This is a genomic window from Staphylococcus nepalensis (assembly GCF_014635045.1).
Taxonomy (GTDB): domain Bacteria; phylum Bacillota; class Bacilli; order Staphylococcales; family Staphylococcaceae; genus Staphylococcus; species Staphylococcus nepalensis.
In genome coordinates, this window is sequence record NZ_BMCF01000006.1 from 106050 (window position 1) to 120188 (window position 14139).

At 34.3% G+C, this 14139-nt stretch carries 15 protein-coding genes; 9 read left to right on the forward strand and 6 right to left on the reverse strand.

Annotated features, from left to right (window positions below; translation table 11 throughout):
• The first annotated feature begins 25 nt into the window (after window positions 1–25).
• The 9 genes from kapB (at window position 26) to IEU88_RS09765 (ending at window position 7993) form a co-directional block, all read left to right on the forward strand.
• On the forward strand, window positions 26–406 hold the full coding sequence (gene kapB, locus IEU88_RS09725; protein ID WP_096810514.1) for a sporulation phosphorelay system protein KapB: 381 nt from the start codon (window positions 26–28) through the stop codon (window positions 404–406).
• 129 nt (window positions 407–535) lie between these two features.
• Complete coding sequence (locus IEU88_RS09730) at window positions 536–2953, forward strand: Na+/H+ antiporter subunit A (RefSeq protein ID WP_096810515.1); 2418 nt, start codon at window positions 536–538, stop codon at window positions 2951–2953.
• Window positions 2934–3362, forward strand: a complete 429-nt coding sequence (locus IEU88_RS09735) for a Na(+)/H(+) antiporter subunit B (RefSeq protein WP_096810516.1) — start codon at window positions 2934–2936, stop codon at window positions 3360–3362. The genes IEU88_RS09730 and IEU88_RS09735 overlap by 20 nt, the downstream gene beginning before the upstream one ends.
• Window positions 3362–3709, forward strand: a complete 348-nt coding sequence (gene mnhC1, locus IEU88_RS09740; protein WP_096810517.1) for a Na+/H+ antiporter Mnh1 subunit C — start codon at window positions 3362–3364, stop codon at window positions 3707–3709. Before IEU88_RS09735 ends, mnhC1 begins: the two co-directional genes overlap by 1 nt.
• A complete protein-coding gene (locus IEU88_RS09745) occupies window positions 3696–5192 on the forward strand; it encodes a Na+/H+ antiporter subunit D (protein WP_096810518.1) in 1497 nt (498 codons plus the stop codon). The genes mnhC1 and IEU88_RS09745 overlap by 14 nt, the downstream gene beginning before the upstream one ends.
• Before the next feature lies 1 nt (window position 5193).
• Window positions 5194–5676 carry a Na+/H+ antiporter subunit E gene (locus tag IEU88_RS09750; RefSeq protein ID WP_096810519.1) on the forward strand — a complete coding sequence of 161 codons (483 nt, stop codon included), beginning with the start codon at window positions 5194–5196 and terminating at the stop codon, window positions 5674–5676.
• On the forward strand, window positions 5673–5966 hold the full coding sequence (locus IEU88_RS09755) for a Na(+)/H(+) antiporter subunit F1 (RefSeq protein WP_096810520.1): 294 nt from the start codon (window positions 5673–5675) through the stop codon (window positions 5964–5966). Before IEU88_RS09750 ends, IEU88_RS09755 begins: the two co-directional genes overlap by 4 nt.
• Entirely contained in the window at window positions 5944–6300 is a 357-nt protein-coding gene (locus IEU88_RS09760) for a Na+/H+ antiporter subunit G1 (RefSeq protein WP_096810521.1), read from the forward strand. Before IEU88_RS09755 ends, IEU88_RS09760 begins: the two co-directional genes overlap by 23 nt.
• A 544-nt stretch (window positions 6301–6844) precedes the next feature.
• Window positions 6845–7993, forward strand: a complete 1149-nt coding sequence (locus tag IEU88_RS09765) for an FAD/NAD(P)-binding protein (protein ID WP_096810522.1) — start codon at window positions 6845–6847, stop codon at window positions 7991–7993.
• 126 nt (window positions 7994–8119) lie between these two features.
• Here the strand turns inward: IEU88_RS09765 and IEU88_RS09770 are convergent, their stop codons facing one another.
• The 6 genes from IEU88_RS09770 to IEU88_RS09795 all read right to left on the reverse strand — a co-directional run bounded on the left by IEU88_RS09770 (window position 8120) and on the right by IEU88_RS09795 (window position 14050).
• Window positions 8120–8503: a PaaI family thioesterase gene (locus tag IEU88_RS09770; RefSeq protein ID WP_103372646.1), complete on the reverse strand. Its 384-nt coding sequence runs from the start codon at window positions 8501–8503 to the stop codon at window positions 8120–8122.
• Between the two features lie 30 nt (window positions 8504–8533).
• Window positions 8534–9850 (reverse strand): Na+/H+ antiporter family protein, encoded by a 1317-nt coding sequence (locus IEU88_RS09775; protein WP_096810524.1) that lies wholly within the window; start codon window positions 9848–9850, stop codon window positions 8534–8536.
• Between the two features lie 380 nt (window positions 9851–10230).
• The gene (locus tag IEU88_RS09780; RefSeq protein WP_103372647.1) at window positions 10231–11706 is read right to left on the reverse strand and encodes a M17 family metallopeptidase; all 1476 of its coding nucleotides are present in this window, start codon (window positions 11704–11706) and stop codon (window positions 10231–10233) included.
• A 287-nt stretch (window positions 11707–11993) separates the two neighbouring features.
• Complete coding sequence (locus IEU88_RS09785) at window positions 11994–13202, reverse strand: NAD(P)/FAD-dependent oxidoreductase (protein WP_096810526.1); 1209 nt, start codon at window positions 13200–13202, stop codon at window positions 11994–11996.
• 238 nt (window positions 13203–13440) lie between these two features.
• Window positions 13441–13800, reverse strand: coding sequence for a HesB/IscA family protein (locus IEU88_RS09790; RefSeq protein ID WP_103372648.1), 360 nt, complete (start codon window positions 13798–13800; stop codon window positions 13441–13443).
• A 13-nt stretch (window positions 13801–13813) separates the two neighbouring features.
• The gene (locus IEU88_RS09795) at window positions 13814–14050 is read right to left on the reverse strand and encodes a YuzB family protein (RefSeq protein ID WP_096810528.1); all 237 of its coding nucleotides are present in this window, start codon (window positions 14048–14050) and stop codon (window positions 13814–13816) included.
• Window positions 14051–14139 lie beyond the last annotated feature (89 nt).

The window sequence follows — 14139 nt, forward strand, 5'->3', positions numbered from 1 at the left end:
CATAAAATGAAGGGAGTATTGAATTATGTTATATCGTTTTGCACACAAAACTGGAAGTTATGGCGTTTCAATCAAAGAAGAAGACGAGAACCAAGTATTAGTTCAAGTTGAACAAGTTATTAAACATCCAAAACAAGGTGATTTACATCATCCAAACGAAACTGAAAATGTATTTTTCCATGAGCGCAAAGCTTTAAGCCAATTTGAAAAACGCTATACATCTAAGTCAAAACTAAGACCATTTAATGTAGAGGAAATGCCTTATATAGCATCCTTGCAACTCGCAATTTCAAATTTGGAAAGTAAATTAAAAGCAGAAAACACAGCCTTTGCTAAAATGTCACTTGAGAATTTAAGCCGTTTAAAGGAAGATTATTCAATCCAATATAAAAAATTTTTTGAATAAAAATACCTTGTTTCTTCTTATTTAAAATAAACTTTAAATATAAGCTCTGCAAGGGTTGGCGTTGTTTTTCAGATTAGTGTTATTCATGTATAATGGCTTTACACTATTTTTTAAAAGGAGGATAAAATAATGAGTTTGATACATATAGCGGTCTTATTACCGTTAATATTTGCACTCATTATTCCATTTGTATATCGCATATATAAGCGAATACATTTAGGATGGTTTGTGTTACCTATCCCCGTCGTCTTATTTATTTATTTTCTTTCAGACATTTCGACTACAATGTCAGGAAATAACGTAGTACATAAAGCAAATTGGATGCCTCACTTTGGCATGAATTTCGATTTATACGTTGATGGGTTAGGCTTACTATTCAGTTTATTAATAACTGGTATTGGAAGCTTAATTGTATTATATTCTATTAGTTATTTAAGTCGACAAGAGCAATTAGGTCATTTTTATTGTTACCTATTGCTTTTTATGGGTGCCATGTTAGGCGTTGTATTATCAGATAACATTATTATTTTGTATCTGTTTTGGGAGTTAACTTCTTTTTCTAGTTTTCTACTAATTTCATTTTGGAGAACGAAACAAGCATCTATTTATGGGGCACAAAAATCAATGCTCATCACAGTACTAGGCGGCCTTTCACTGCTTGGTGGACTCATCTTATTATCACTTGCAGGCGGATCTACAAGTATTCAAACGTTAATTGGCAATGCGTCAGAAATACAAACAAGTCCTTTCTTTATACTATCTATGATATTTGTAATTATTGGCGCGATGACAAAATCAGCCCAATTTCCATTCTACGTTTGGTTACCAGATGCTATGGAAGCTCCTACGCCCGTCAGTGCTTACTTACACTCAGCGACAATGGTTAAAGCAGGTCTTTACTTAGTTGCCCGTATGACGCCAATCTTTGCACTTTCTCAAGGCTGGATTTGGACGATTACCGCAGTAGGCTTAATCACGTTATTCTGGGCCTCATTAAACGCAACAAAACAGCAAGATTTAAAAGGCATTCTTGCTTTTTCAACAGTGTCTCAATTAGGTATGATTATGGCAATGTTGGGCATTGGTGCAGTAAGTTACCATTTTGAAGGTGCGGATAGCCAAATTTATGTAGCTGCATTTACGGCTGCTGTGTTTCATCTTATCAACCATGCTACTTTTAAAGGTGCCTTGTTTATGGTAACAGGTGCTATAGATCATAGTACTGGGACGCGTGATGTAAATAAACTTGGTGGTTTAATCACTATTATGCCAATTTCATTCACAATCACGATTATTACATCACTAAGTATGGCAGGCATTCCACCATTTAATGGATTCTTATCAAAAGAAAAATTCCTTGAAAGTATGATTGAAGTTACACATGCTAATATATTCAGTTTAAATAGTATTGGCATACTTATTCCAATTGTAGCTATCCTAGGCAGCGTATTTACTTTTGTCTATTCTGTTAGATTTATCGGACAGATATTCTTAGGTAGTTACAAACCTGATTCATTACCTAAGCCAGCTCATGAAGTTTCAAAATTAATGTTAATATCACCGAGTATTTTAGCAATACTAGTGATTGTTTTTGGTTTCTTCCCTTCAATATTGACAGGATCGATTATTGAACCTGCAGTTAACGCAATAAGTCACACTACAGGAACAACAGCTGAGTTTCATATGTTCCACGGATTTACGCCGGCCTTTTTCTCAACATTAGGCATATATATAGTTGGCATATTATTAATCTTTAGTTTCGGTTATTGGATTAGCTTATTAAAAGCGCAACCTACAAAACTAACAATCAACTATTGGTATAATAAATTAGGCGCGGTTACGCCAAGCTTTTCGAGCCAATTTACAAACACATATGTTACAGGATTTACACGTAATAACTTATTAATGATTTTTGCATCATTAATCATTATCACGCTTGTGACATTACTAGTAACGCCGTTCAGTATCAATTTTAAAGATGTTAGCGAAATAAGACCATTTGAATTAATCATCGTAGTCATTATCATTACGGCTGCTTCTATGATTATATTCGCTCGTTCTCGCTTATTTAGTATTATTATGGCGAGTGCTGTAGGTTATGCAGTAGCTATTTTCTTTATTTTCTTTGGTGCACCAGACTTAGCACTCACACAATTTGTTGTAGAGTCGATTTCTACAGCATTGTTCTTATTATGTTTCTATCATTTACCAAACTTAAACCGACACAATGAAACACCTTCATATAAATGGTTAAACGCAATTATCGCCATAGGTGCTGGCCTTGTGGTTACTGTATTAGGTTTGATCGCCTATGGTAATAGACATTTTGGTTCAATTGGCGAATTCTATAAAGATCATGTATATGATTTGGCACATGGAACAAACATGGTTAACGTTATTCTCGTTGACTTCCGTGGTACCGATACATTATTTGAATCTTCAGTGCTTGGTATTGCCGGATTAGGTGTTTATACAATGATTAAACTTCGTTATAAAAATAAATCAAATGATGAAGGAGGAACTCACATTGAAAAGACAGAAGAATAATTTAATTTTCCAATATTCAGCAATTGTGATTTTCTTCTTAATCGTTATGTTTGGTTTACATCTGTTCTTAACAGGACACTATACACCCGGCGGCGGTTTCGTTGGCGGCTTATTATTGTCCAGTTCACTTGTAATCATTTCTGTCGCATTCGATATTAAGACAATGCGCAAAATATATCCATGGGATTTCAAAAAACTCATTGGTATAGGCTTATTCTTTTGTTTAGCCACACCAATGGCAAGTTGGTTATACAATAAAAACTTCTTTACACATACACCCTTTGAAATTCCATTAGTAATTTTAAAACCAATAGAAATGCATACTGCGACCTTTTTTGATTTAGGTGTTTTGTGTGCTGTCGTTGGTACAATAATGACTATAATATTAGCGATTGGAGAGAATGAGTAATGGAAATAGTGATGATTTTTGTTTGTGGTATTCTCACTGCAATGAGCGTCTACCTCATTCTTTCTAAAAGTTTGATTCGTATCATTATTGGGACTACTTTACAAACACATACAGCCAATTTATTTTTAATAACTATGGGTGGTCTTAAAAAAGGTGAAGTGCCTATTTATGAAAAAGGGATCACTTCATATGTGGACCCCATCCCTCAAGCACTTATATTAACAGCAATAGTCATTTCTTTTTCTGTCACAGCGTTTTTCTTAGTATTAGCTTTTAGAAGTTATAAAGAATTGGGCACAGACAACGTAGAAAGCATGAAAGGAGTGCTAGATGATGATAGAAAGTAACCTTATTATTTCACTACTCGTCATACCAATGTTAACCATTATCGCACTCATATTCATTGGTAAACGCCCGAAAATAAAGCGTTACGTTGCTTTATCAGGTACAGCAATCACATTGATTTTTGCATTTATTAATTTAAAAAATGTATTAAAACACGGACCAATCAAACTTGAACTCGGTTCTTGGGAGGCTCCTTACAGTATTGTATTTGTACTTGATATATTTAGTGCCCTACTTGTAATCACTAGTTTAATTGTAACAATGTTGATTATTTTATATTCATACCAATCCGTAGGTATTGAACGTGAAACATATTACTACTATTTCGCAATTATGTTTATGCTTACAGGTGTTATAGGGTCATTTATCACAGGCGATATTTTCAACCTTTTCGTATTCTTCGAAGTATTTTTAATGGCATCTTACATATTGCTAGTCATCGGTGGTACGAAGGTACAATTAAGTGAAACAATTAAATATGTACTTGTAAATGTGACATCCTCTGCTTTCTTTGTTATTGCAGTTGCCATGCTTTATTCAGTCGTTGGTACATTGAATTTGGCAGATATTAGTGAAAAATTAAGCCAATTGTCAGCGCAAGATAAAGGGATTATTAGTATCATCTTTATTATGTTCATCTTTGTCTTTGCTACTAAAGCAGGTGTTTTCCCAATGTACATTTGGCTACCGGGCGCGTATTACGCTCCACCAATAGCGATTATTGCATTCTTTGGTGCATTGTTAACAAAGGTTGGTGTATATGCGATTGCAAGAACGGCGAGCCTATTCTTTGGTGAGTCATCAAACTTTTCTCTATACACAATTTTATTTCTAGCGTTACTCACAATTATTTTTGGTTGTGTAGGAGCAGTAAGTTATTTCGACACTAAAAAAATCATCATTTACAATATTATGGTTGCCGTAGGTGTCATCTTAGTGGGAATTGCGATGATGAATCAAGCCGGCATGATGGGCGCAATCTATTACACTTTACATGATATGCTCATTAAAGCAGCCCTTTTCTTCTTAATCGGTGTCATGTATAAAATTACAAAAACGCATGATTTACGTCAATATGGTGGCTTAATCAAACATTATCCTGTATTAGGGTGGACATTCTTTATCGCTGCATTAAGCTTAGCAGGTATTCCGCCGTTAAGTGGTTTTTACGGAAAATATTATATTGTTCAAGCCACTTTTGAAAAAGGCTTCTACATTAGTGGTATAATCGTATTATTATCTAGTCTTGTAGTACTTTATTCTGTCATTCGCATTTTCTTAAAAGGTTTCTTTGGAGAACCTGAAGGTTATGAAGTGAATCCTAAACTTCAATATAAAGGGGTGCTTGCAGTAGCGGTCGTTTCAGTTGCTATTTCTGTATTATTCGGATTATCTGCTGATTTCTTACACCCAATTATTAAAGATGCTGCTGAAACTTTCTACAATCCTAGTGTTTATATTGATAGCGTATTGGGGGGAGAATAGTATGGCAATTCAAATATTAGTCAATTTAATGTTATCTGTTTTTTGGTTATTTGTTACTGGCAGTTATACATTTAATAATTTTCTATTAGGTTATCTATTTGCTCTATTGCTAGTATTCCTAATGCGCGGTGTTTTACCCGGCAGATTTTATATTATTACGGTTTATAAAATAATTAAATTGTTTTTCGTATTCTTAATAGAACTAATAAAAGCTAATATCGATGTCATTCGCATCGTTACTAAACCTAAACTTAACAACGAACCTGCCTTCTTTATATATCCCACAGATTTGAAAAAGGATTGGCAGATTGCTTTATTATCAAATTTAATTACACTTACACCCGGAACTATTGTTTTAGGCGTCAGTGATGATCGTACAAAAATATATGTACACAGTATTGATTTCAGTACAAAAGAAGAAGAGATTGAAGGTATTAAATCATCCCTTGAAAAAGTGGTAAGAGAGGTAGGCGAATATGAATGAACTACAATATTATATTAATCGTTGCATTAGTTATCGTTGCATTATCCATGTTAGGTATGCTAGTTCGTGTTATTATCGGACCTTCTCTTGCTGATAGGGTTGTAGCACTCGATGCTATGGGAATACAATTAATGGCGATTGTAGCGCTATTTAGTATTTTCTTAGGTACTAAATATATGATGGTTGCCATCCTATTAATTGGTATTCTAGCATTCTTAGGCACTGCCGTTTTCGCCAAATATATGGATAAAGGTAAGGTGATTGAGCATGATAACAACGATCATCATTAGTATTGCACTTATATTGGTTATACTCGGCTCACTTATTAGCGCACTCGCTGCTATTGGTCTCTTACGTTTAGATGACGTATATTCTAGAGCACATGCTGCTGGTAAAGCTGCTACATTAGGTGCAATGTTATTAATTAGTGGCGTTTTCTTATACTTTATCGGACGCGAAGGATACGTAAATATGCAGTTGCTGATTGGTATACTATTTATTTTAATTACTGGTCCGTTAGCAAGTCATCTTATAATCAAAGCTGCTTATAATTTAAGCACACCTGCTGCTAAAAGAACAAAGCGGGATGATATTCAAGAAGACTTAAAAGACACTAAATTATAACACCGTTAAATAATGCATATATAACAATGAACAATGGAGTTATAACACCTTCATTCGATATACTCCCTCTAAAGAAACACTTAAACAGTGAAAACGTTAGAGGGGGTTATTTTTATGATTTAAAATTAACAGTAATGTTTATACTACCTTACTAACACTTACATAAAAGTGATTCACCTTCACAAAGCGTTACACGAGCTTAAACCCTTGCTAAAGTGCTACTCATCTTCATAAATGAAAAAGTATCGCTTTAACAGTCAGATGCTCCCAATACGATATTCAAAGCTGAAATGTTTTATATACCAAAGCCTCGCCTCACTCCCTAACCACCCTCCATATTAAAACTTCAAGTTTAACTCCAGATGCTTTGTTACAAGCAAATTGGAGCAATAAGCTACTTTTTTCGAAAAACAACACTATCTCATACTGATCTTTTTATTTTCCAGACCGCTCATTTCACATTAGAGCTTTATAAAATATTGATTATTGCTCAATTCAATGATATATTAAATCGTAATAATTTCGTTTTAAAGGAGTTGGAATAATGTCTACTTGGACAATCATCGGCGGCGGTATTCAGGCAGTAACAATTGCTATCAAACTAAAGACTTTAGGCATTAAGACACATGAGTTGAATATTATTGATCCACATCATAGTCTTTGCGAACAGTTTAATCATTATACAAAAAGGATTGAAATGCCCTATTTGCGATCTCCATGTGTACATCATATTCACCCTAACCCTTTTCATTTAAATCAATTCGCTAAATATCATCAATATGTTAATGCTAGCTATGGTTCATACAAACGCCCCAACAGAAATTTATTTATGGACCATATTCATAGTCTTTTACACGAATTTGAACTGAATCAGAGTCACACGGTTGCTTTTGCTAATCAAATTATACTCAAAGAAAAACAATGGTGCGTTAGGCTTTCAAATCAACAATTTCTAAAGTCGGATTATGTTGTTATCGCTAATGGTTGTAATCATGAGCCATACATACCGTCCACATTTAAAAATGCACCTGACGTCTCCCATATATTTGATTCAGAGATAGATATCGATAAAATCGTTTCTCATGTAGTTGGCAGTGGTATTTCAGCGGCACATTTAACTTTAAAATTATTAAAAAAACAGGCACATTCAATCATTCATCTTTGGACAAATAAACCTCTTGATGTGCATGATTTTGATGCAGATGCTGGTTGGCTAGGCCCTAAAAAAATGACGCCCTTCAATAATATTGTTGATCCTAAAACCAAATTAGCAATTATAAAAGAGGAAAGACATCAAGGTTCTATGCCTAAGGAGTTGTATCTAAGGCTTAAAAAATATGTTAAACAAGGCCGGTTAATGATTCATATAAATGAATTAAAAGAAATTCATCGCCATCATATTTATACAGACCATCATTCCATATATTACGACCACATCTTTTTAGCTACCGGGTTTAAAGATACAATCATGCAACAACCAATAATTAAGCAGTTAGTTCAACTATATAACGCACCAGTCTCAAATGCAGGCTTACCTTCCATCACTACCAATTTAGAATGGTTGCCCAATTTATTTGTGGCAGGTGGTTTAGCTGACTTACAACTTGGTCCTTTTGCAAGGAATATCATGGGTGGGCGTGAAGCTGCCAACCGCATTGGCGCCTTATTATTATTAAAAGAAAAAATAAGATAATCAATTAAAAAAACAGGCACATGAAACGCAAATAGTTAATTTGGTTTCATATGCCTGTCTATTATAGTTATTTTTTCAAATACATGTTAGCGTAATTCTATAAATCGTCAATTAATTTATACTTCGTTATTTATTGCGTTTACGTGGCTTAATCGCAATCGTGCCTCTCATGACACAAATCAATCTATCTGTATCATCTTTAATATCTATATTCCATACTTGCGTTGTACTGCCCTCATGTATAATTGTAGCTGTCGCAAATATTGTGCCTTTAGTAGTGGAACCTATGTGATTCGCATTCATTTCTAAACCTAACGGGATATAGTGGTCCGTATCAATGATATCGGCTGCTCCCATCGAACATGCGGTCTCACCAAGCGCTAAACTTGCGCCGCCATGCAGGAAGCCGAATGGTTGCTTCACTTCATCTGTTACTGGCATAGACATAACCATAAGCCCGTGTTCTTGTCGTTCTACTTTTATTTTCATTACATCAAGCATGTTTGTCACTCAAGACACCTCATTTTCATATTATTAAGTTTATAATATCATAGCTGCAATCGTGCCAAAAATAATTAATGGAATGTTATAAAACACAAAGTTGGGGATACAAGTATCACGAATGTGATCATGTTGTCCATCAACATCTAAACCTGCTGTTGGCCCTAATGTAGAGTCACTTGCTGGAGAACCTGAGTCCCCTAAAGCACTTGCCGTACCTATTAAAGCGATTAATGCCATGGTACTTAAACCTAAAGATTCACCTAACGGTACAAATAACGTAGCAATAATTGGAATTGTAGCAAATGAAGAACCTATACCTAGGGTTACAACTAATCCAATAATATACATTACAATAATGCTAATTAATTTATTATCTCCAATCACCCCGCTTATACTATCAACCAGCTTGCCTATATCCCCTGTTTCATTCATCACACCTGCGAAACCATTTGCAGATAAAATGACTACACCAATAAATGACATAATTTTAATGCCATCTACAAATTTTTCATCTAATTCAGTCCATTTGTAAGCGCGTGAAGCAAAGAAAACAAGTACGCCAGCTAATGCACCAAAAATCATTGAATCCGTAAACATTTGTACTAAAAATGTAGCAATGATAGAAATGATAGTTACGCCTAATATATAGGGTTTAATTTCAATTTGGCTCATATCTTTAATATCTTTATGTTCTGCATATTGTCTTGGTTTTCTATAATAATAAATACCAGCTATCAAGCCAACAATATAGCCTAACGATGGAATTAACATAGCTTTCCAAATCATCCCCATCTCAATTGGGTGATTCGCTTTAGAAAACCCACTTTGGATGATTTGATGGAAAATTTGACCGAAACCATACGGTAGTAATACATAAGGCCAACATAAACCAAAACCGATGATAATTGCTATCTGTCTTCTATCTATATTAAGTTCGTTGAACAAACTTATTAATGGAGGGATTACAATTGGAATAAATGCAATATGTACAGGTATTAAGTTTTGGCTCATGATACTCATGATGAGTAATGCGCCCATAATAATAATTTTAACTTTAATACGTGACATTTTATTATTTTCTGCATGAATCGCGTTGATAATCTTATTCACTAAATAGTCTGTAATACCGCTATAAGAAATCAAAGCAGCGAATCCACCTAATAGCGCATAACTCAATGCCACTTCGGCGCCATCGACAATATTTTCACCGAATACAGATACAATATCAGTGATACTCATACCTGCAATCAAACCGCCTACTAAAGCACTGATAAATAAACTTATAACTACATTTAATCTGCATAAACATAGTACAATCATCAGTATAACTGCTATAACAACTGCATTTATCACAAAAGCACATCTCCTTTATTACGTTATCGAACTAAAGTATCACGAGATTTATATTAACAATTAGTACCTGAATTGTCAATCATATTTTTCTCATATTTAACCAAACAATATATCATTCGTATGGTTGCGTTTCATTACAACAATATAAACAAAGAGGTTAAAACATAATAAATAATGTTTCAACCTCGAATACCCTTTAAAACGTTTTGGCTCATATTACGCTTTATGAAAATGCATAGTACTTACACAAGACTCTAGATTTTGTACACTTTTGTCTAAACATGCTTGCTAAAGCGGAGCCACGAAATTCAATTTAGACCATATGATTCCTATCTCGCGACTATTAATTCATGTTCCTATTTTTAATACGTTTTTTTATCTCATAATGTCCTCAACCATTGAACGATAGATAATATCAAGTAACCTGTTGGGCCTGCTGGACCTTTATATGATGGCTGATTCGTTGTAGCCGGGCCTGCAATATCAAAATGTAAATGCGGGGTGTCACCAGCGAAATGATTTATAAATGTTGCGGCAAATAAAGCTTTACCTTGCCCATTTGTATGATTAACTAAATCAGCAACAGCACTCTTTCTAATCAATGCTTGTTCTGTTGCAGTCATAGGGAGTTCAAATACCATTTCATCCATTGTCTTAGCTTGCTCCAGAATAGCATTTAATGACGTTGTCGCATTTTTATTAAACACTGCGGCTTTATCTTCGCCTAGCGCTGCAACTGCTGCCCCAGTCAATGTCGCAAAATCTAAAATAACTTGCGGTTCAAATTGATTTGCATAAAAAACAGCATCGCCTAAGACTAAACGTCCTTCAGCATCTGTATTTAATACTTCTACAGATTCTCCGCTTAAAGCTGTATAAACATCATCCGGTTTCATAGCTTCCTCATTTATCATATTTTCTGCAGCTGCAATCACACCAACAATGTTTATTGGCAATGCCAATTGACGAGCCGCTTCAATCATTCCTATTACATTAGATGAACCACACATATCAAATTTCATTGTTTGCATGCCTGTTTTTGATTTAATAGAATAACCACCTGAATCATAGGTAATACCTTTTCCTACAAGCGCAATTGGATTGTCCCCTGGACGCCCCCCGTTATAAGTAAGTGTGATAATACGTGGTCCTTGTTTAGAAGCTTTTCCGACTGCATGAACCAGTCCAAACCCTTCACTTTGTAATGTCACACTGTCTTTAACATCTACAATAACTTCAGTTTCGCTAAAATGCTGTTGTATCAAATCTGCATAATATGCAGGCGTTAAAATATTAGGAGGTATATTACTATAATCACGCGCTAAGTTAATTGCAGTTGCGATTGCATGCCCTTGTTCAACTGATTCGCTTATGCTTTGATCTTTTGTATGTATAGCTAATTTAAGTTGATAAGGTGCTGATTTATTTGTTTTATAACCGTCAAATGTGTAGATAGATTGTTCACTTTGTTGACCTAGAATTTCAGCAATGGTCTGATTTGTATGTTGATGAGATTTAAATGAATCAAATACTAATGTAGCCTGATCAACCCGGCTTTGTTTTAAAGCTTGAAATACATTCCCAAATATTTTCAAATAATCACTATACTCGAGCGTTTTGATATTTCCTAATCCAACTGAGATAAGTTTATGTGTTTTCTCGCCTATTTTAAAAAATGTACTAGAAATCTTTCCTATATTCGTACTTAAAATATGATGTTGTTTTAGTGGTGATAATAAATCACTTAATTCATCATCTCCAACTTTAATTGACTCTAATTGATTCAAATGTTCAGGCACGCCAACAATAAGCGTATCATTCTCAAAATTTGTAGTTGTATTAATTACTGCATCCATTCATAATCCTCCATTTCCATTCATTCATAGCATCTCACAATTTTACGCTTTAATCTACAAATTAAGTAGAACAAAGACACGGACGAGGTGCAATAAAATTCTGATTTTCGGCCCAGAAATTATCACTTGGTGTGAACCAGATGGTTGAATCGAACAACAAATGTAAAACTACTGTCGAAACAACGTTTCGCCGCCAATATTATATTTAAGGCTGAGACATTTATTTATGCCCCAGCCTTATCATGTATATCATCATAAATGTATAGCTAACACTTATGATTTAATTATTAAAATTTACCTTTTTTAAATGCTAAGCCAATGCCACCAAGTTTGAATACTGCACGAGTATCAATGACTTTTTTCATAAATGCAGCTTTTTTACCTTGGATGTCTTTGCCATAAACGACACCAACACCATCATTAGCACCTAGAGAACATACTGTACCACGGTCAACGTATTCAAATTCTTGTGTTGGTTGACCTTCTAAAATATTTTTAATGTTTTTAGCAGTATGTTCGCCTTCTTGCATTGCAATTTGTGCAGTTGTTGGTAATGGACGCTCTTCTCCAGAAGGAATAAATGCTGAACAGTCACCAATTACAAAAATATCATTGTAACCTTCGATAGTTAAATCTTGGTTAGTAACAATACGGCCACGTTTAACACCTTCAAATGATTCTTCCATTAATTTACTACCACGAACACCAGCAGCCCATACAACTGTATTCGCTTCTAATTGTTGTTCTTCGTCATTAACTTTTACTACAAAACCTTTTTTATTAGCAGCAACGATTGGCGTTGCAATTTTGAATTCAACACCTTTGCTTTCTAAATAACTTACAGCATGGTTTACTAATTCGTCAGAGAATTGTGGTAACATTTTTGGCGCTGCTTCTACACAAGTAATTTTAACTTTTGTTTGGTCAACACCATATTTATTACATAGTTCAGGGATACGATCAGTCAATTCACCTAAGAATTCAACACCTGTAAATCCTGCGCCACCAACGATAATAGCTAAATCTTTGTCATCTTTTTCTTTCGAAGCCGCATAGTTAGCAAATTTATCTTCGATGTGACGTGCTAATTTACGAGCAGTTAATACATTTTCAATTTGGAAAGCATAGTCTTTCATGCCTTTAATACCAAATGTTTCGCTTTCGAAACCTAAAGCAACAACTAGGATATCAAAATCAAAGATACCTGCATCAGTTTCTACTTTCTTAGCATTACGGTCGATTTTTGTAACTTCTGCTTTAACAAAGTTTACTTTGTTTTTATTAATTACACTTTCAACTGGATATAATGCATCTTCATAACTAAGTGTTCCTGCTGAAGCTTCATGTAACCAAGTAGCTTCATAGTGATAATCATTTTTATTAATTAATGTAATCTCAGCTTCATCAGCTGAAAGTTGCTTCTGTAATTTTGTAATAGTTTGTAAACCAGCGTAACCAGCGCCTAAAACTAATACTTTTTTACGATCTTGAGCCATTTCATTCACCTAAACTTTCATCATTTTTTTGTTGCGACAGTCTTTTTTTATACGTTAAACAATTTTTAGAATTTCACAAAAAAGACATTTTTCATCCAACACTAATTTTATAGTTTTTACAGTTTATTTTCAAGCCGTAATACCCATATTGTTTATTATTTCACATAAACATATAAAAGGCTATAGTTCTCTCTATATTTGGTCGAACTATAGCCTTTGAATGCTTGGTTTTATATTATTAACAATCTTCTGGCGCTCCGGCAACTTTAGCAGTTCTAAATGAGCTACCACAACCACAAGATGCAATAGCATTTGGATTATCAATTTGGAAGCCACCGCCCATAAGCGATTGTTTAAAATCAACTTTGGTACCTTCTAATACAGGTTTATCATATTTATCAATCAGTACTTTTAAACCATGAAATTCAAATACTTCGTCATTTTCACTTGGTTCAGCTTCTGCTGACATACCGTATGTTAATCCTGTGCAGCCACCACCGTTTACTTTAAGCTTTAAATATCCATCTGGCATATCATTTTGTTGCATCATATCTTTAACTTCATATGCTGCAGCTTCTGTTAATTCAATTACTGCCATTTAAATTACCTCCTTAGAAAATCCATGTTTCTTCTATATGTGCATAAATGTTTTGTAATAAGTCGTCTGGTGATTCTCCTTCAACGATATCACCGTTTACTAATGCATACAAGCCACTTGAGCAAATACCACAGTTTTGTAAACAACCATATTCTAAAACATCAACTCCTGGATCATTTTCAAGTTGATTATATACATAATCTCCGCCTTTCGCTAAATTCGAAATGCAGAACTCAACTATTGGATTCATATTACACCCTCTCATTAATTGTCAGTTTAATAATTATAACAAAAACAATCCCTAACTGACTACATACTAGCTTATATAATTCAATTTTT